Raw genomic sequence first — 18,989 nt, 5'->3', positions numbered from 1 at the left:
CGGGCGGGGCAGGCGGGGCGGGTGCGTGCGTCAAGCGCTGCATGGCCTGTTCGCCGCGCGGGGGGCCTGCGACGCCGGTCCGCATCCGCGCGAGGGTACGGCGGTACGCGGGCCGGGAAGGGGCTGGAGAAGTACGAAGGGGCGCGAGTGGTCAGCGACAGGTCTGGTCGAACTGATCGGCGCGGCGGCCCACCCAGAACGGGGCGAACAGCACGGTGCGTGCCTGACCTGCGGTCTCCATCGCCGGATCAAAACACATGGCGGGAGGAGCGTCCACCACGCGTCCCGGCACGTGAGACGGCCCCGCCTTCTCGAACCGGGCGCCCGTTTCCGGCATTGACGTACGACAAGACCGCTCCGTACCATCGCGACCGGCATTGAGTGTCAGCGTCAAGCCCTGGCTCGCTGACCGGCAACCCTCCCGCGCGGTGGGGTGCTCCAGGTGAAAGCCCGGCGGGATCACCGACGATTCCCGCAAGCGCGTGGCCCCGGGACCGGGGCCGGAGATGGGAGGACCGGCGTGCGACACGGCGTTGACCTGGCTGTCTCCTTCGCCGACGCCACGGCGTTCTCCCGGCTCTCGCGCCGGCGCCACATCGATCTGAAGCGCTCGACCAGCTGCCTCTGTCGGCCCTGACGAGCTCGTCCGCCGCCGGCTGACGTCCGTCGGCGGCCCGCGCCTCCTTCGTGCTTTCCCCGGCACCGCTCCCGGTGTCGCCCCTGACCCCTGTCTGTACAGCGCCACCCCGCTGCCGGTGTCGATCCGGCCGGGGGCCGCACACCCCTGCACGGCCGTGCCTCATGCAGCACCCCCGTGCCAGGTGACACGAGTAGGAGAACCCCTCCGTGACAGCACTCCCGGATTTCAGAACCTCCCGATGGGCGCCCCTGGCCGCCCTGCTGACCACCAGTGTGCTGCTGACCGCCTGCGGGTCGGGCGGCGACGGCTCCGGCAGCGGAAGCGGCCGGCCGAAGTCCGGCGGCACCTTGACCTTCGCGGTGGGTTCCGACTCCGGCTGCGTGGATCCGCAGCAGGTCGGCAGCAACGAGAGCATCTACTCGGTGCGCCAGACCGTGGACTCCCTGACCGACCAGGACCCCGAGACGGGCAAGATCGTGCCGTGGCTGGCCGAGAGCTGGGACGTCGACTCCGAGGCGACGACGTTCACGTTCCATCTGCGGTCGGGTGTCACCTTCAGCGACGGGTCCGAGCTGACCGCGCAGGTGGTGAAGGACAATTTCGACGCGGTACCGAAGCTCGGCGCCCTGGGGTCCCTCGCCCAGGGCTATCTGAGCGGCGTCAAGAGCACCACCGTGGTGGACCCGCTCACCGTCAGGGTGACCTTCAAGGAGCCCAACGCGCAGTTCCTCCAGGCGACTTCGACCCACTCGCTGGGCATCGAGTCGTCGGCGAGCGCGAAGAAGAGCCCGCAGCAGAAGTGCAGCGACGGCGTGATCGGGTCCGGACCGTTCGTGCTGAAGCAGTACGTGCAGAACCAGTCGATCACCCTGGCCAGGCGCACCGGGTACGACTGGGGCTCCTCGCTGTGGTCCAAGAAGGGCGAGGCCTACCTGGACAAGCTGGTGTTCAAGGTCGTCCCCGAGGCGGGTGTCCGGGCCGGCAGTCTCCAGTCCGGGCAGGTGGACGCGATCAGCGGCGTCGGCAGGGCCAACGAGGCGGCGCTCGAGGGCGGTCAGGTCACCCTCCAGCGCCGGGCCAACCCCGGTGTGGTGTTCGGGCTGGGGCTCAACAACGCGCGGCCCGTGCTGAAGGACACCAAGGTGCGCCAGGCGATCCTGGCCGCCGTCGACCGGAAGCAGATCGCCGACACCGTGTTCCCGACCGGCACCGAGCCGGCGACCAGTGTCCTGGCCCACACCACACCCGACTACACCGACCTCTCCTCGGACCTCGCGTTCGACGCGGCCAAGGCGAAGTCCCTGCTGGACGCGGCCGGTTGGAAGGCGGGCGGCGACGGCGTCCGCGCCAAGGACGGCAAGAAGCTGAGCCTGACCATCACGTGGTTCCCCAACGCGACCACCAATCAGCCGGCACTGGAGCTGGTCCAGCAGCAGTTGAAGGCCGTCGGCGTCGACGTGGTGCTCAAGCAGCTCCAGGTCAGCCAGTTCGCCACCACGCTCCAGTCGGGTGACTTCGACGTGGTGTGGGGCAACGTGACCCGCTCCGACCCCGACATCCTGCGCAGCTCCTTCTCCACCCGGCTGGGCAACTTCTACCGGCTGCCCGCCAGTTCACTGGACACGGTGCTGTCCGGGCAGGCCGCGACCACGGACACCGCCCGGCGCGAGGAGTTGGTGGGCGAGGCGCAGAAGCTGCTCGTGCGGAACGCGTACAACGTGCCGGTGGTGGAGCTCCAGACCCAGCTGGGCGTGTCGAAGAAGGTGCACGACCTCGCCTTCGACTCGGGCAGCAGGATCCAGCTGCACGACACCTGGATCGGCTAGCGCATGCGCCGCTATGTGATCAAGCGGCTGGCCCAGGCGGTCGGGGTGCTGTGGGCGGCCTACACGGTGTCGTTCCTGGTGCTGGACTACCTGCCCGGTGACCCGGTCACCGCGATGGCCGGTGCCGGGATGGACTCGGGGCAGGTCGATCCGGCCCAACTCGCCGCGCTGAGGCACGAGTACGGCTTCGACAAGCCGGTGCTCGTGCAGTACGCCGAGTATCTCGGACGGGCGGTGCGCGGGAACTTCGGCGACGCGGTCTCCACCGGCCGCCCGGTGACCTCCACGCTGGCCGACGCGCTGCCGCAGACACTCCAGCTGACCGGTGCCGCGCTGCTGCTCGCGGTGGTGCTCGGCGGCGGTCTCGCGGTGGTGGCGACGTACACCTCGCGGCGGTCGCTGCGGCAGCTGCTGCTGTCGCTGCCCCCGCTCGGAGTGTCGGTCCCGACGTTCTGGGTGGGCCTGCTGCTCGTCGAGGCGTTCTCCTTCCGGCTGCGGTGGTTCCCGGCGTTCGGCAACGACGGGCCGGGGGGCCTGGTGCTGCCGGCCCTGACGCTGGCGGTCCCCACCGGCGCGCAGATCGCGCAGGTGCTGGCCAAGAGCCTGCTCACCGCCCTGGACCAGGCCTATGTGGAGACCGCGCGCGCCAAGGGCGCCGGCCGGTGGCGGGTGCATCTGCGGCACGCGCTGCGCAACGCGTCACTTCCCGCGCTGACGGTCGTCGGTCTGCTGGTCGGGCAGCTGATCGCCGGTTCGGTGGTCGTCGAGACGGTCTTCTCCCGCGACGGCCTCGGGCGGGTGACCGCGGCGGCGGTCACCGCCCAGGACATCCCGCTGGTCCAAGGGGTGGTGGTGTTCGGGGCGCTGATCTTCGTGGCGACGAACCTCGTCGTCGACCTCGTCTATCCGCTGCTGGACCCGCGGATCGTGGTGGCCTCGGACAGGAGGGCGAGCTTCGCATGAGTCAGAGCCTTGTCGACGACGAGGCCGAGGCCGCCCTCGGCCTCGCCCGCCCGGTCGAGGCCGGTTCCCCCGCGGAACCAGGCCGTCGGGCCGATGCACCGCAGGTCCTGCGGTTCCTGCTGCGCCGCCCCGGTCTGCTGCTGTCGGCCGCCGTCCTCGTGCTGGTGGTGCTGGCCTCGTTCCGGCCGGACCTGTTCGCCTCGCAGGACCCGCTGAAGGGGGTGCCGTCGCAGAACTTCCGCGGTCCGAGCGGCAGTCACTGGTTCGGCACGGACGAACTGGGACGTGACGTGTTCTCCCGTGTGGTGCACGGCGCCCAGCTGTCCCTCAAGGCCACGCTGATCGCGGTCCTGGTCGCGTTCGTGGTCGGCGGTCTGCTCGGCGTGGTCGCCGGGTTCGTGGGCCGCTGGGTGGACGACGTGCTGATGCGCTTCGTCGACGTCCTCCTCTCCATCCCCGCGCTGTTCCTGTCGCTGGCCCTCGTCACCGCGCTCGGGTACGGCACGGTGAAGGTGGCGGTCGCGGTCGGTGTCGCGAGCGTCGCCTCCTTCGCCCGGGTGGCGCGCGCCGAGGTCCTGCGGATACGGCAGGCGGTGTTCGTCGAGGCGTCCCGCTCCTGCGGGGCCCGCTGGTACTCGGTGCTGGGCCGGCACGTCCTGCCCAACGCCGCCGGGCCGGTGATCGTCCTGGCCACGCTGGACTTCGGCGCCTCGATCCTGGCCGTGTCGGCGCTGAGCTTCCTCGGCTACGGCGCGCCGCCGCCGGCCCCGGAATGGGGGACGTTGATCTCCGACGGCCGCAACTACCTGGCCAACGCCTGGTGGCTGACCGCACTGCCCGGTCTGGCGATCGCCGCGACCGTGCTGGCCACCAACCGCGTCGCCAGGGCGCTGGACGGCGAATGGTCCCGGCAGCGATGACCGACGAACACGAGAACGGTGAGGACGTGACCACACCACTGCTGGAGATCCGCGGACTGTCCGTGTCGTACCGCACCCGGGGCGGCACGGTACCGGCCGTGCGGGGCGTGGACCTCGACGTGTGGCCCGGGCAGGTGACCGCCGTGGTCGGCGAGTCCGGCTCCGGCAAGAGCACCACCGCACACGCCGTCACCCGGCTGCTGGCGGCGAACGGCCGGATCGACGCGGGCACGGTCCGCTTCGGCCGGCACGACCTCGCCACGCTGTCGGAGGCGGAGCTGCGCACCGTGCGGGGCGCGCAGATCGGGCTGGTCCCGCAGGACCCGACGGTCTCGCTCAACCCGGTCAAGCGGATCGGCGAGCAGGTCGCCGAGGTGCTGCGCATCCACGGTCTCGCGACCCGCCGTACGGCGGCCGTCGAGGCGGTCGCCGTGCTGGAACGGGCCGGGCTGCCCGACGCGGCCGTCCGCGCCCGGCAGTACCCGCACGAACTGTCCGGCGGCATGCGGCAGCGGGTGCTGATCGCCGTGGCCCTCGCCGCGAAGCCCCGGCTCGTCGTCGCCGACGAGCCGACCAGCGCCCTCGACGTCACCGTGCAGCGCGTCATCCTCGACCACCTCCAGCACCTCACCGAGGAGTCGGGCACCGCGATCCTGCTCGTGACCCATGACCTCGGGGTGGCCGCCGACCGGGCCCAGCGCCTGGTGGTCATGGAGCGGGGCAGGGTGGTGGAGGCGGGTGACACCCGTGACGTCCTGGCCGACCCCCAGCACGCGTACACCCGGCAACTGCTGGCCAGTGCCCCGAGCCTGACCACCGCCCGGCCCCGCACACCGGTCTCCGCGTCGAAGGCCGGTACGACGCCCCTGGTCGAAGCACGCAACCTGGTGAAGGAGTTCAGGCTGCCGCGCGCCGGGGGCGAGGCCCGGATCCTGCGCGCGGTGGACGACGTCAGCCTCACCCTGCATCGCGGGCAGACGCTCGCCCTGGTCGGGGAATCGGGTTCGGGCAAGTCCACCACCGCCCGCCTGGTGCTGCGCCTCGCCGACGCCACCTCCGGACAGGTCCTGTTCGACGGCGTCGACGTCACCGCCGCCGGGGGCGACCGGGTCCGGCTGCTGCGCCGCCGCGCCCAGCTCGTCTACCAGAACCCGTACGCCTCGCTCGATCCGCGCTTCTCCATCGGCGAGGTGATCACCGAGCCGCTGCGGGCCTTCAAGGTCGGTGACCGCGCCTCCCGGCTCGCCCGCGCCCGCGAACTGCTCGACCGGGTCGCGCTGCCCGCCGCGACGCTGGAGCGCCGCCCGGCGGAGCTGTCGGGCGGACAGCGCCAGCGGGTGGCCATCGCCCGCGCCCTCGCCCTCTCACCCGACCTGGTGGTGTGCGACGAGCCCGTCTCCGCGCTCGACGTGTCCGTCCAGGCCCAGGTCCTGGAACTGCTGGCCGAGTTGCAGGCGGACACCGGCGTGGCGTACCTGTTCATCTCCCACGACCTGGCCGTCGTGCGCCAGATCGCGCACCAGGTCGCCGTCCTGCGGGCCGGACGCGTCGTCGAGACCGGCCCGCCCGAGGACCTGTTCACGCAGCCCCGCCACGAGTACACCCGCGCACTGCTCGCGGCGATCCCCGGCGGCCGTCTCCCCGCCCCCGCCGCGCACACCACCACGAGTTGAGGACCGGCGTCACATGAGCACCCCCACCATCACCTCGCTGGCCTTTCTCACGCCCGGCAACTTCACCGACGACGACCCCCACTCGGGCCTGGAGGAGACGCTCCGGCTGTTCGAGTACGGCGAACGGCTCGGCTACGACGGCGCCTGGATCAGACAGCGCCACCTCGAACACGGCGTCGGTTCGGCGGCCGTGTTCCTCGCCGCGGCCGGCCAGCGCACCGAGCGGATCGAGCTCGGCACCGCGGTCATCCCCATCGGTTACGAGAGCCCGTTCCGTCTGGCCGAGGACCTGGCGCTGGCCGACGTGCTGTCCCGGGGCCGGCTCCAGATCGGTTTCAGCACCGGGATGCCGCACGCCGACCTGCTCGGCGACCTGGTGTACGACGGGGACTGGCGCGGCTTCGACCTGTCGTACGGCAGGATCGCCCGGGTCGTCGAGAACCTGCGCGGCGACTACCTCGGCGGCCCGGACACGGTCATCCACTCGCCGGGCAACGTCCAGCGCCCCCGGCTGCAACCGCACAGCCCCGGCCTGGCAGGGCGGATCTGGTACGGCGGCGGGAGTCTGCGCTCGGTGCGCTGGGCCGCCGGGAACGGCCTCGGTCTGCTGTCCGGCAACATCGTCACCGGCGAGGACACCGACGACTTCACCACGGCCCAGCTGAACCTGCTGTCCGCGTACCGGCGCACGCTGTCCGGGGACGGTCCGGCGCGCGTGGCCCTGGGCCGGGTGATCGTGCCGCTCGACAGTGCCGACGCGGCCACCCGGGCCCGCTACCGCGCTTACGCGGCGAGCCGCCACGACCGCACCCTCGCGCCCCAGGGTCCCAAGCGCACCCTGTTCGCCCCGGACGTCGTGGGGACCGCCGAGCAGATCCTGGAGCGGCTGACCGCCGATCCGGTGCTCGCCGAGGTGTCCGAGCTGCGCCTGGAACTGCCCTACGAGTTCCACCGGGAGGAGTACGAGCAGATCCTGCACGACGTACGGCACCTGGTCGCACCCGAACTGGGCTGGCGTCCGGCCTCCTCGGCGGTGCGGGGGCGGCGTCGGGCGACCCGATGAGGCGTGTCGCCTTTCGCCCCCCACGGTGTGACGTGTACCATATTCCGGCTGCGTGGGGTCGGCGTGCGCGATCATGACCGGAATGGACGCTCGTTTCGTTGGCATCACCGAACTGGTCGAGGCCCCGTCCGTGGCGGTCGTCGTGGACGTCATGCGGGCTTTCACCGTGGCTGCCTGGGCCCTTGCCCAGGGGGCGGAAAAGATCGTTCTTGCTGAGTCGCTGGACGACGCCCTGGCACTCAAGGCTCGCCACCCGGACCGGGTGGCACTCAAGGACGGGCCACCCGCGCCCGGGTTCGACATGGTCAACTCGCCGGGCCTGCTGCGCTCCGTCGACCTCGGCGGACGGACGGTCGTGCAGAAGACCACGGCAGGGACGGTCGGCGCCCTCGCGGTCAAGGACGCGTCGCTGGTGCTGTGCGCCGGCTTCGTGGTGGCGGAGGCGACGGCTCGGCTCCTGCGGGCACGCAAGAGCGACAGCGTCACGTTCGTGGTCACGGGCGAAGACGGACAGGCCGATGAAGACCTGGCGTGCGCTCAGTACATCGCCCGGAGAGCCACCGAGGCCGGGGCGGATGCCGCCGGGTTCCTGCGCCGCGCCGCCGAGTCGCGCGCCGCCGCCGAGCTGGCGGAGGGTGTGCGCCAAGGAGTCCACCCTGATGACGTAGCGCTCTGTCTCGAGCTCGACCGGTTCCCCTTCGCCATGGTGGCGGCCGTGGAGGACTCGCTCATGGTCCTGCGTCCGTGCGCCGTGCCCGACCTGTGACGCGCTTCCCGCACCGCCGGGCGATCGCCCAGTCTGCCCCCACGGACCGTGGCCGGGCCGGCGGCGGACTTCCGTCACCTCGCGCGCGGCCCCCCGCACCCCGGGCCCGCACCCGCACCCGCACCCGCACGGCCGCTCCCCGACAATCTCGTGCATGACTGCTCCCCACCCCCTCGTCACCCGCGCCCGCCGCCTGGCCGACGAACTGCTGGCACCGCACGCCGAGCGCGTCGACCAGGAGGGCGTGCCGGTGAGCCATCTCATGGCGATCGGACGCTCGGGCCTGCTGGGCGTGAACGCGCCTCAGGAGTACGGCGGGTCGGCGGCCCCCGCCGCCGCCGTGCGCGAGACGGCGGAGATCCTGGCCGGGGCGTGCTGCTCGACGTGGTTCGTGCAGACGCAGCACCACACGCCGGTGCTGACCCTGGCCAGGAGCGAGGGACCGGCGCGCGAGCGGCTGCTCGGCCCGCTGGCGCGCGGCGAGCTGCTGTCCGGAGTGGCCTACGCCCACCTGCGGGCCCATCCGCGCATCCCCGTACGGGTGACGCGGGAGCGGGGCGGCCGGCGCTTCGACGGGACGGTGCCCTGGTACACGGGCTGGGGGCTGAACGACGTGATGCTCCTGGCCGGAGTCACCGACTCCGGCGAGGCGCTCTTCGCGTTCACGGAGGCCCGCGAGCAGCCGGGCCTGCGCGCGTCGGAGCCGTTGCGCCTGGCGGCCCTCACCGCGGCCCGGACGGTCTCCCTGGAGCTGGACGGCCTGTGGCTGCCGGAGGAGGCGGTGGTCCTGCGGACGCCGTACGAGCGGTGGGCGGCGGCCGACCGCCCGAAGACGGTGGCCGCGAACCCGGCCGTCTTCGGGGTCACGGAGACGGCGCTCACCCTGCTGGACGAGGGCACGGCCGCTCCCCTGCGCCACCGTCTGGACGAGGTGCGCCGCCGGGCCTACGCCCTGGCCGACCATCCGGTGCCCCACGAGCACCTGGAGGAGAAGCTGGCCCTCAGGACGGCGGCGTACGAGGTGCTGCTGGCGGCCACCACGGCGGCCGTGGTGGCGGGCGGCGGCCGTTCGATGCTGCTGACGAACCGGGCGCAACGCCTGGCGAGGGAGGCCCTGTTCCTCATGGTCCAGGGCCAGACCTCGCCGTCCCGGACGGCACATCTCACCGCGCTCGCCGCCCTCGCGGGGTGACGCGGCGGGCGGCGGCGGTACCGCCGCCGCCCCGTGCGCTCGGGCGCGGGCCAGCGCCCGCCCGGACCGTCCGGGCTGTCCGGGCGTCAGCCACCGGTGGCCTGGCGTGGGTACGGCCCACGCCGCCGGCGGCCCGGAGTGGGTACGGCCCGCGTCGCCGGCGTACCGGAGTGGGTACAACCCACATCGCCGATGGCCCGGCATGGGCGCGGCCCGCACCGCCGACGGCCCGGCACGGGCACAGCCCGCATCACCGATGTGCCCCGGCACGGATACAGCCCGCACCGCCGACGGCCCGGCACGGGCACAGCCCGCATCACCGATGTGGTCCGGCACGGATACGGCCCGCGCCGCCGGCGGCCCGGCATGGGCGCGGCCCGCGCCCCTGGCGGCCGGCCGGTGGGTCATTCCTCGTCGCCGGTCGGCACGACGACGAGGAAGGCGTCCGACTTCAGGTCCATGACGACGGTCGCGGGCTCGCCCTCCGCCCGCCGTCGCGCCGCGTACTCCTCCGCCGGCCACGATCCGCGCGGAGCCCCCGCAGGAAAACGCTCCAACACCTTCGCGCCCATAGCGGCAGACACCTCCCGATCCGTAACGGACAACTCCCTCGTACTGCGCCTGCCCACGATCGGCGTGAGCATGTTCACGCCCGCGTGGCCGGCTCCTCACCGGCCGTGGCGCCGCCGCCGCGTGCGAGCCGTCCCGGCCACCAGGCCCGCCTCCCGATGTCCCGCACCAGCGCGGGCACCAGCAGCGAGCGCACGACGAGCGTGTCGAGCAGCACGCCGAAGGCGACGATGAAGGCGATCTGCGCGAGGAAGGCCAGCGGGATCACACCGAGCGCGGCGAAGGTGGCGGCGAGCACCACGCCGGCGGAGGTGATGACACCGCCCGTGGTGACCAGGCCGCGCAGGACGCCCTCGCGCACGCCGTGCCGAAGGGACTCCTCGCGGACCCGGGACATGAGGAAGATGTTGTAGTCGACGCCCAGCGCCACGAGGAACACGAAGCCGTACAGCGGCACGGACGGGTCGGTGCCGGTGAAGCCCAGCACGTGCTGGAAGACCAGGCTCGACACGCCGAGGGTGGCGAGGAAGTTCAGCGCCACCGTCGCCACGAGCAGGGCGGGCATCAGGAGCGAGCGCAGCAGCGCGGTCAGGATGAGGAAGATGATCGCGAGGACGACGGGGACGATGAGGGTGCGGTCCCGTTCGGCCGTGCGCAGGGTGTCGTACTGCTGGGCGGTGTAGCCGCCGACGAGGGCGTCGGCGCCGGGCACCGCGTGCAGGGCGGTGCGCAGCCGCGCCACGGTGTCCTTCGCCGCGTCGCTGTCGGCCGCCGCGCTCAGGGTGACGTCGACGCGGACCCGGCCGTCGACGACGAGCGGCTCGCCGCCGGACCGGCCCGAGGCGGCGACCGGTGCGGCCGAGGCGACGCCGTCGGTGCGTTCGGCGGTGGCGACCACCCGTTCGACGCGGTCCGCGTCGGCGATCACGACCGTGGGGTTGCCCGAACCGCCGGGGAAGTGCCGGGCGAGGGTCTGCTGCGCCGTCACGGACGGGGCGTCGTTCACGAAGGTCTCGTCGAGCGGGACGCCCCGGGAGGCGAGGGTCGGCGCGAACGCGGCGCAGGCGATCAGACCGGCCAGCGACACCGCCCACACCTTGCGGGGCGCGCGGTCGACGAGGGCGGCGATCCGCTGCCAGATGCCGGCGCCGCCGGTGGTCCCGTCCGTCGGGCGGGGCTTGGCGGGCCAGTAGGCGGCGCGGCCGAGGAGGACCAGGACGGCGGGCAGGAAGGTCAGGGTGCTGACGACGGCGGCGGCGATGCCGACGGCCCCGACCGGGCCCAGGGCGCGGTTGTTGGTGAGGTCGCTGAACAGCAGGGCGAGGAGCCCGAGGGCGACGGTGGCGGCGCTGGCCACGATGGCGCCCCAGGACTGCCGCAGCGCGGCCAGCGCGGCCCCGAACCGGTCGGTGCGGGAGGCGAGTTCCTCGCGGTAGCGGGCGGTGAGCAGCAGGGCGTAGTCGGTGGCGGCGCCGATGACGAGGATGGAGAGGATGCCCTGGACCTGGCCGTCGACCCGCACCACGTCGTGGTCGGCGAGGGCGTAGACGACGGCGCAGGCGAGCCCGAGGGCGAAGACCGCGCCGAGGATGATCACCAGGGGGAGCAGCAGGCTGCGGTAGACGAGCAGCAGGATGACGAGGACGGTGACCAGGGCGACGGCGAGCAGCAGGCCGTCGATGCCGGCGAAGGCGTCGGACAGGTCGGCCTGGGTCGCGGCCGGCCCGGCCAGCTGGACGGTGGTGCCGGGGACACGTTCGGCGGCGGCGCGGATGCGGTCCAGGGCCGGGGCGAGGTCGTCGCCGAGGTCGGGGCGGAGTGGGACGACGGCCTCGATGGCCTCGCCGTCCTCCGAGAGCAGCGCGGGTGAGAGCTGCCCGGCGACGCCGGGGGTGTCGGTGAGGGTGGCGAGGGCGCTGTCGGCGGCCTGCTTGCGGTCCTCGATCCCGGTGCCGCCGCTCGCGGAGCCGGAGCCGGAGCCGGAGCCGGAGCCGGTCGAGGACGCGGTCCACACGACGATCGCCGGGAGCGTCTCGTCCTGCTTGAAGGCCCGTTGCGCGTCGATGACCTCGGTGGACTCGGCGCTGCGCGGCAGGAAGGCGGCCTGGTCGTTCGTGGCGACCTCGCCCAGGCGCCCGGCGTAGGGGCCGAGGGCGCCGCCCAGGCCGAGCCATACGGCGACGAGGAGGACGGGGACGAGCCAGCGGGCGCGTCGAGGGGTGGTGGACATCGTTCTCCCAGCGGGGGTGGATCTTCTTGGCCTGGCCGAGGTGTCTCGGCGCACCGGCAACTATCTCAATGACAAACAATCTCAATCATTGAGTTAACTTGCCGCCGGTGATCGTAGACGGTGTCCGTTCTTCTGCCCGTGCCCGGCCCCCGGATGCACCGGTGCGGAAGCGATCCCGGGCTGGGAGCGGTCAGCGGCCGGGAGCGATCAGCGGCCGTGCGGCGTGATCTGCGACAGCTCCTCGCCCATCGCGGTGAGGAAGCGCATCACCACCGCCAGCTCGTCCTCGGTGAAGCGGGCGCGCGCGGCCTCGGTCGCCTCGGCCAGCGGCCGGAAGTAGGTGCGGGCGGCCGACCGGGCGTCGGCCGCGTAGTAGAGGTGGACCACCCTGCGGTCGGCGCTCTCCCGGACCCGCCGGATGTGTCCCGCGCGCTCCAGCCGGTCCACGCACGCGGTGACCGCCCCGGAGGTCAGTCCGAGGTGTTCGCGCAGCCGCCCCGGGGTCATCGGCTCGTCGGCGTCGAGGATCGCGGCGAGCGCCTGGACGTCCGTCGCGTGCAGTCCGTGGTCCCCGGCGAACCCGTGCACCAGCCGGTTGATCTCGCCGTTCATCCTCCGCAACCGGACGGCGAAGGCGGGCAGGTCGGTCGGTGTTCCGGGAGCGTCCGGCCGGTCTTCCCGCGCGCGGCGCTCACGGTCGTTCGCTGTGGCCACGCGGTCAGCGTAGCCGCTGCCCGCGATCACCCGGTCGGGTGCATGACCGTGGACCGGCGCATCCGCGCACCGCCGCGGGGTGGAAGCCATACCGAGGGGGCCGTCGACACGGAGGACCGAGGACTCATGACCGCACACGACGAGGACTCCGGCGCGCCGCTCTGTCTGGTGACCGGAGCCACCGGGTACATCGGCGGCCGGCTCGTCCCGGAGCTGCTGGCCGCGGGCCACCGGGTACGCTGCCTGGCCCGCTCCCCCGGGCGGCTGCGCGACCACCCGTGGGCCGGGCGGGCCGAGGTGGTGCGCGGGGACGTCACGGACGCCGCGTCGGTCGCGGAGGCCATGCAGGGCGTCGACGTCGCCTACTACCTGGTGCACGCGCTGGGCACGGGCGACGGCTTCGAGGCGACCGACCGGCGGGCCGCGCGGATCTTCGGGGAGCGGGCGCGGGCCGCAGGGGTGCGGCGCGTCGTCTACCTGGGCGGCCTCACCCCGGCCTACGTGCCCGAACGGGAGCTGTCACCGCACCTGCGCTCACGCGCGGAGGTCGGGCGCATCCTGCTCGCCTCCGGCGTCCCCACCACCGTGCTGCGGGCGGCCGTCGTCATCGGCTCCGGCTCGGCCTCCTTCGAGATGCTGCGCTACCTCACCGAGCGGCTGCCCGTGATGGTGACCCCGAGCTGGGTGCGCACCAGGATCCAGCCGGTCGCGGTCCGGGACGTGCTGCGGGCCCTCGTCGGCAGTGCCCGGATGCCCGCGGACGTCAACCGGGCCTTCGACATCGGCGGTCCGGACGTCCTGACGTACCGCGACATGATGGTCCGCTACGCCGCCGTGGCGGAGCTGCCGCGCCGGCTGATCCTCCCGGTGCCGATGCTCAGCCCCGGTCTGTCCAGCCACTGGGTCGGTCTGGTCACCCCGGTGCCGGCGTCGATCGCCCGGCCGCTGACCGAGTCGCTGCGGCACGAGGTGGTCTGCCGCGAGCACGACATCGCACGGTACGTGCCGGATCCACCGGGCCACCCCGTGGGGTTCGACGAGGCGGTCCGGCTGGCCCTCCAGCGGGTGCGCGACGCGCAGGTCACCACCCGCTGGTCCTCCGCCTCCCTGCCCGGCGCCCCGAGCGACCCGCTGCCGACCGACCCCGACTGGGCGGGCGGGAGCCTGTACACCGACCACCGGGAACTGACCGTGGACGCCTCGCGCGAGGCCCTGTGGCGGGTGATCGAGGGCATCGGCGGCGAGAACGGCTGGTACTCCTTCCCGCTCGCCTGGGCGGTGCGCGGCGGGCTGGACCGGCTGGCCGGCGGGGTGGGCCTGCGCCGGGGACGGCGGGACGCGGCCCGGCTGCGGGTCGGCGACTCGCTGGACTTCTGGCGGGTCGAGGAGATCGAACCCGGCCGTCTGCTGCGGCTGCGGGCCGAGATGCGGCTGCCGGGCCTGGCCTGGCTGGAGATGTACGCGGAGCCGGACGGGGACGGCCGCGCCCGCTACCGCCAGCGCGCCCTGTTCCACCCGCACGGGCTGCTCGGCCAGGCGTACTGGTGGGGCGTCTCGCCGTTCCACGCGGTCGTGTTCGGCGGCATGGCCCGCAACATCGTCCGGGCCGCGGAGGCGCGGTCCCCCGCCCCTACGGCACCCGTCGCCTGAGCGCGCCCCCGGCGGGCGCACCGCCGGGGAAGCGGCCGTGGTCCCCTCACCTCATCCGGAGTCACCGCAATGAACGTCTCGGTCGTCCTGTTCACCTCCGACCTGCGCCTGCACGACCATCCGCCGTTGCGCGCCGCCCTGGACGGCGCCCGCGAGGTGGTGCCGCTGTTCGTGCGCGACCGGGCCGTCGACGGCGCCGGGTTCGCCACGCCCAACCGGCTGGCGTTCCTCTCCGACTGCCTGCGCGACCTCGACGCGGGGCTGCGGGAGCGGGGCGGGCGGCTCGTCGTCCGCTCCGGGGACCTGGTCGCGCAGGTGTGCCGGGTGGCCGCCGAGGCGGGCGCCGACGAGGTGCACCTGTCGGCGGACGCCAGCGCGTACGCGCACCGCCGGGAGGAGCGGCTGCGGCACGCGCTGGAGGCCGAGGGGGTGCGCCTGCACGTCCACGACGCGGTGACGTCGGCCGTGGCGCCCGGCGCGGTCACCCCGTCCGCCTCCGACCACTTCGCCGTCTTCACGCCGTACTTCCGGCACTGGTCGGACCAGCGGCTGCGGGAGCCGCTCGCGGCGCCCCGGGTCGTGCGGGTGCCCCACGGCGTCGGTTCGGAGGACCTGCCCGCGTACCGGGGCGTGTCGGAGGGCCTGGCGGCGGGCGGGGAGACGGAGGGCCGCCGGCGGCTCACCTCCTGGCTGGAGCACGGGATCGACGCCTACGAGGACCGGCACGACGACCTGGCGGGCGACGCGACCTCCCGCCTCTCGCCCCATCTGCACTTCGGCACCCTCTCCCCCGTCGACCTCGTGCAGCGGGCCCGCGCGGCGGGCGGCCGGGGCGCCGACGCGTTCGTCCGGCAGGTCGCCTGGCGCGACTTCCACCGCCAGCTGCTGGCGGCCCGCCCGGCCGCGTCCGGCACCGACTACCGGACGCGGCACGACCGGTGGCGTACGGAGCGGACGGCCCGGGAGGACATCGAGGCGTGGCGGGAGGGCCGGACGGGCTATCCGGTCGTGGACGCGGCGATGCGGCAGCTGCGCCACGAGGGCTGGATGCACAACCGGGGCCGGCTGCTGACCGCGAGCTTCCTCACCAAGACGCTCTACGTCGACTGGCGGATCGGCGCCCGGCACTTCCTGGACCTGCTGGTCGACGGGGACGTGGCCAACAACCAGCTCAACTGGCAGTGGGTCGCCGGGACCGGCACCGACAACCGGCCCAACCGGGTCCTCAACCCCGTCACCCAGGCCAGGCGCTACGACCCGGACGGGGCCTACGTCCGGCGCTGGGTGCCGGAACTGGCGGGCATCGAGGGCCCGGCGGTGCACGAGCCGTGGAAACTGCCGGGCCGGGACCGGGCGGCCGTCGACTACCCGGACCCCCTCGTCGAACTGTCGGAGGGGCTCGCCCGGTTCAAACGGGCGCGCTCACACGGCTGACGAAACACCCGTGGCCACCCCGCACCGGCTCTTCGGCGACCAGCTCGGACGGCACTTCCTCGCTCCCGGTGACGACGGCCCCGGCCGGGAGGCGCCCGTGGTGGTGATCGAGGCCCGGTCGCTGTTCCGCCGTCGGCGCTTCCCCTGGGCCAAGGCCCACCTGGTGCTGTCCGCGATGCGCCACCGGGCGCCCTGCCGGGCTGGTTCCCGGAGCTGGACGCCGACGCCGTCACGGCCCGCTGTCTGGCCACGGTCCTCGCGCAGGTGCGGGACACCTGCTGGACCCATCACGCGGCCCGGACCAGCTGACCGACCTGGACGAGCTGCTGGACGAGCGGCTGCGGGATAAGGCCGGACGGGACGACAGACCGCCCTGAGCGACGGCGCCCTCGCGCGGGGCGCCACCCGGCGGCGGGGTGCGACCCGGCGGCGGGGTGCGACCCGGCGGCGGGGCTCGGAGGCCGGGATGCGGGGTGCGAAGGCCCGGATGCAGGGTGCGGGAGCCCGGACGCGGGAGGCAGGGGCCCGGATGCAGGGTTCGGGAGCCCCGACGCGGGAGGCAGGGGCCCGAGCGTGGGGTGCGGGAGCCCGGACGCGGGAGGCAGGGGCCCGGGCGTGGGGTGCGGAGGCCGAGTGTGGGGTGCGGAGGCCGGGTGCGGGAGCGCGCAGCGCGCGGGCGGGGGGTCAGGCGCGCAGGTCCTGGAGCAGCTCGCGGGCGGCACGGGCCCCCGACGCGAGCGCGCCCTGGACCGAGCCCGTGGCGCGGTGGTCGCCGCAGACATACCGCCCCGGGGCCACCCGGGTCGTGCGGCTCAGGGGCTGCGGGGGCGTCATGGCGGGCAGCGCGTCGGGGACGGTCCGTACGGTCAGCAGGTCCCAGCCGGCCGGATCGGCGCCGTACGCGTCCCCCAGGGCCTCGCGCACCGCGCTCTCGCGCCCGGTGCCGTCGCGCCCGAGGACCGACGTGGCGATCAGGGCGTGGCCGGCCGGGGCGTAGCCGGGCACCACCTCGGACAGGACGCAGGTGTTGAGGAAGCGGCGCCGGTCGTCGACCACGAGCGTCGGCTCGCGCAGCGGTGGGCGCGGTGCCACGTGGTAGTACGTCGTGACCGTCCGGCAGACGGGCACGTCCAGGCCGGGCAGCAGCGCGGCGGCGGGGCCCGGACCGGTCGCGACCACCACCCGGCGCGCCGTCACCTCGGCGCCGTCGGCGGTCACCGCACCCGTGCCGGTCAGGTGCCGCACGGCGGTCCCGAGCCGGACGGTGCCCTCGGGCAGGGCGGCCGCCAGGGCGCGGGGCACCGCGCCGATGCCGTCGGAGGGCAGGCACAGGGTGCCGCGGAGCATGCTGCGCCAGACGAGGTGGAAGACGCGGCCGGACGTCTCCAGCCGGTCCTCCAGGAACACTCCGGAGAGGAACGGGCGGAAGAAGGTCTCCACGAACGCGTCCGAGAAGCCCGCGGCGGCCAGCGCGGACCGGGTGCTGCCGGCCTCCCGGCGCTTCAGGAGCCGTACCGGGGCGAGCATGTCCCCGGCCGACAGGATCCCGAGGGCGAGGAGGTCGCGCGGGCCGGCCAGGCGTCCCGGCAGCAGGCCGGGGAGGGCGCGGGGCCGACGGGTCGGGTCGGTGAAGCGCAGCATGCCCCGGTCGGTGCGCACGGCGACGCCGGGGGTGAACGGGCGCAGCCGCAGCTCCCGCAGCGTCAGACGGCGCCGGAGCTGCGGGTAGGAGGTGTTGAGGACCTGGAAGCCGCGGTCGACGACGAATCCGTCGACACGGTCGGAGCGCATGCGTCCGCCCACGCCGTCGGAGGCTTCGAGCACGCGGACGTCGAGCCCCGCCGCCAGCAGGTCCCGGGCGCAGGCGAGTCCGGCGACGCCCGCTCCGATCACGAGGACGTCCGAGGGGACGCTGTCCATGGTCACGTGCGTGCCTTTCGTCGTACGGCCGGTGGGGGGCCACCGGCCGTCCGGGTACCCCCGTCGGGGCTTCCCGTGCCGGGTGGGGCGTGGATGCACGGGACGGCACGGATCGGCCGGGACACGGTTCGGCCGGACGTGGATCGGCCGGACGTGGATCGGCCGGACCCCGATGCGGTCGGGAGGCGGATACGGTCCGGAGGTCAGCCGGGCGCCGCGTCCCGGTGGGCCGCCCGGGGTCGTCGAGGTGGTCGGGGTGGTCGGGGTGGTCGGGGTGGTCGGGCCGCCCTGGGTGGCCGAGGTGGTCGGGGCCCGGCCCGGGTGGGCGACTCCTCCGCACCGGCGCGCGGGCCGGGCGTCTCACCAGGTGCGGCCCGCGCCCAGCAACAGGTCTCGGACGCGTGCGATGTCCGGGTTCTCCACCGCACCGGGCCGCTGGACGAGGAAGCCGGTGTTGATGGGTGGGTCGTCGGGCTCGTACAGGGCGACGAGCGCCCCCGACGCCAGCTCCTCCTGGCACAGGTAGCGGGGCAGCACGGTGAAGCCGGCGCCGGCGGCGACCGCGGCCAGCACTCCGCGCAGGTCGGGCACGGTCACCGCGGCGGGGCCGGACAGCCGCCGCCCGAAGACGTGCCGCCAGTACCGGCGGGCGATCGGGAGATCCTCCGCGTACGCGACCATCGGCACGGAGTGGAGCGCCGCGGGCAGCTCGGCGGCCGGCCGGTCCCCGATCCGCTCCGCCCACACGGGGGCGGCCACCAGTACGAACTCCTCGTCGGTCAGGGGTGACGAGGCCAGGGTGCGGCCGCGCGGGCGGATCGTGGAGATGACGAGGTCATGGCGTCCGGCTCGCAGTTCGTCGAGCAGCGGGTCGGTCAGTCCGGTCGCCACGCGCAGCCGGACGCCGTCGGCGACCAACGGCGCCAGAGCGGGCAGGACGCGGGTGCACAGCAGTTCTGCCGGGCCGGCGAGGTGCACGGGCCCGGGCCGGCCGGCCGCCGGGTCCGGGCCGGCCACCGCGGCGAGGTCGTCGAGCGGGACGGCGATCCGGGCCGCCAACTGGTCGGCGACGGCCGTGGGCGCGACCCCGCGCGGGAGTCGCTCGAACAGTTCGCGCCCGGCCTGCCGCTCGAGCGCGCGCATCTGGGTCGTCACCGTCGGCTGGGACAGGCCGAGCAGATACGCGGCGCCGGTGCACGAACCCGACCGGTAGACCGCCAGGAAGGTGCGCAGCAGGTTCAGGTCCAGGTGCCGGGGGTACTCCACCGGCCTGAGTATTCCCGGCCTGCCATTCCTTTTCCAATGCCGGACATCGGAAGACCCATTGGAGCCCTGTCCCCCGAACGGCTTACGTTCGACGACGTCGACAGGCCGCTCCTCGCCCCGTGCGCGTCACGCCGCGAGACGGCGTCCTGGCGACGGTCGCCC

The 18,989-nt window shown here is 74.1% G+C and carries 15 protein-coding genes, 1 pseudogene and 1 riboswitch; of the genes and pseudogenes, 11 read left to right on the top strand and 5 right to left on the bottom strand.

The annotated features are described in order from the left end of the window. Positions 1–373: 373 nt before the first annotated feature. Positions 374–487, top strand: a riboswitch (SAM riboswitch). The 8 genes from ACIP67_RS01350 (at position 443) to ACIP67_RS01315 (ending at position 9,043) form a co-directional block, all read left to right on the top strand. Then, positions 443–637: a putative leader peptide gene (locus tag ACIP67_RS01350; RefSeq protein ID WP_401685584.1), complete on the top strand. Its 195-nt coding sequence runs from the start codon at positions 443–445 to the stop codon at positions 635–637. It overlaps the preceding riboswitch by 45 nt. A gap of 209 nt (positions 638–846) precedes the next feature. Then, a complete protein-coding gene (locus tag ACIP67_RS01345; RefSeq protein WP_401685581.1) occupies positions 847–2,466 on the top strand; it encodes an ABC transporter substrate-binding protein in 1,620 nt (539 codons plus the stop codon). Positions 2,467–2,469: 3 nt separating this feature from the next. After that, positions 2,470–3,429: an ABC transporter permease gene (locus ACIP67_RS01340; protein WP_401685578.1), complete on the top strand. Its 960-nt coding sequence runs from the start codon at positions 2,470–2,472 to the stop codon at positions 3,427–3,429. Next, the gene (locus tag ACIP67_RS01335; protein ID WP_401685575.1) at positions 3,426–4,349 is read left to right on the top strand and encodes an ABC transporter permease; all 924 of its coding nucleotides are present in this window, start codon (positions 3,426–3,428) and stop codon (positions 4,347–4,349) included. Before ACIP67_RS01340 ends, ACIP67_RS01335 begins: the two co-directional genes overlap by 4 nt. Continuing rightward, the gene (locus tag ACIP67_RS01330; protein WP_401685572.1) at positions 4,346–6,022 is read left to right on the top strand and encodes a dipeptide ABC transporter ATP-binding protein; all 1,677 of its coding nucleotides are present in this window, start codon (positions 4,346–4,348) and stop codon (positions 6,020–6,022) included. The genes ACIP67_RS01335 and ACIP67_RS01330 overlap by 4 nt, the downstream gene beginning before the upstream one ends. 13 nt (positions 6,023–6,035) lie before the next feature. Continuing rightward, a complete protein-coding gene (locus ACIP67_RS01325) occupies positions 6,036–7,085 on the top strand; it encodes an LLM class flavin-dependent oxidoreductase (protein WP_401685570.1) in 1,050 nt (349 codons plus the stop codon). 82 nt (positions 7,086–7,167) lie between these two features. Further along, positions 7,168–7,851: a 2-phosphosulfolactate phosphatase gene (locus ACIP67_RS01320; RefSeq protein ID WP_401685567.1), complete on the top strand. Its 684-nt coding sequence runs from the start codon at positions 7,168–7,170 to the stop codon at positions 7,849–7,851. A gap of 154 nt (positions 7,852–8,005) precedes the next feature. Next, complete coding sequence (locus ACIP67_RS01315; RefSeq protein WP_401685564.1) at positions 8,006–9,043, top strand: acyl-CoA dehydrogenase family protein; 1,038 nt, start codon at positions 8,006–8,008, stop codon at positions 9,041–9,043. Positions 9,044–9,447: 404 nt separating this feature from the next. On the opposite strand, the gene ACIP67_RS01310 is transcribed toward ACIP67_RS01315, so the two are convergent. From ACIP67_RS01310 to ACIP67_RS01300, 3 genes are all read right to left on the bottom strand, one after another. Then, positions 9,448–9,615, bottom strand: a complete 168-nt coding sequence (locus ACIP67_RS01310) for a hypothetical protein (RefSeq protein WP_389522879.1) — start codon at positions 9,613–9,615, stop codon at positions 9,448–9,450. Between the two features lie 74 nt (positions 9,616–9,689). After that, positions 9,690–11,843, bottom strand: a complete 2,154-nt coding sequence (locus tag ACIP67_RS01305; RefSeq protein ID WP_401685561.1) for an MMPL family transporter — start codon at positions 11,841–11,843, stop codon at positions 9,690–9,692. Between the two features lie 207 nt (positions 11,844–12,050). Beyond that, entirely contained in the window at positions 12,051–12,557 is a 507-nt protein-coding gene (locus ACIP67_RS01300; protein WP_401685558.1) for a MarR family winged helix-turn-helix transcriptional regulator, read from the bottom strand. A 126-nt stretch (positions 12,558–12,683) separates the two neighbouring features. On the opposite strand from ACIP67_RS01300, the gene ACIP67_RS01295 reads away from it, so the two are divergent. The 3 genes and pseudogenes from ACIP67_RS01295 to ACIP67_RS01285 all read left to right on the top strand — a co-directional run. After that, positions 12,684–14,207, top strand: coding sequence for an SDR family oxidoreductase (locus ACIP67_RS01295; protein ID WP_401685556.1), 1,524 nt, complete (start codon positions 12,684–12,686; stop codon positions 14,205–14,207). 69 nt (positions 14,208–14,276) lie between these two features. Beyond that, positions 14,277–15,641, top strand: coding sequence for a cryptochrome/photolyase family protein (locus ACIP67_RS01290; protein WP_401685553.1), 1,365 nt, complete (start codon positions 14,277–14,279; stop codon positions 15,639–15,641). 10 nt (positions 15,642–15,651) lie between these two features. Further along, positions 15,652–15,831 (top strand): annotated as a pseudogene (locus ACIP67_RS01285) (cryptochrome/photolyase family protein); the annotation flags it as partial. A 494-nt stretch (positions 15,832–16,325) separates the two neighbouring features. On the opposite strand, the gene ACIP67_RS01280 reads toward ACIP67_RS01285, so the two are convergent. Both ACIP67_RS01280 and ACIP67_RS01275 read right to left on the bottom strand, forming a co-directional pair. After that, complete coding sequence (locus ACIP67_RS01280; protein ID WP_401685550.1) at positions 16,326–17,561, bottom strand: NAD(P)/FAD-dependent oxidoreductase; 1,236 nt, start codon at positions 17,559–17,561, stop codon at positions 16,326–16,328. Between the two features lie 360 nt (positions 17,562–17,921). Beyond that, positions 17,922–18,827 carry a LysR family transcriptional regulator gene (locus ACIP67_RS01275; protein ID WP_401685547.1) on the bottom strand — a complete coding sequence of 302 codons (906 nt, stop codon included), beginning with the start codon at positions 18,825–18,827 and terminating at the stop codon, positions 17,922–17,924. Positions 18,828–18,989: the final 162 nt, after the last annotated feature.

It is taken from the genome of Streptomyces sp. NPDC088812, from assembly GCF_044750285.1.
GTDB lineage: Bacteria > Actinomycetota > Actinomycetes > Streptomycetales > Streptomycetaceae > Streptomyces.
The sequence above is the reverse complement of the archived record's forward strand: the minus strand, read 5'-3'. Positions and strand labels throughout refer to the sequence as shown.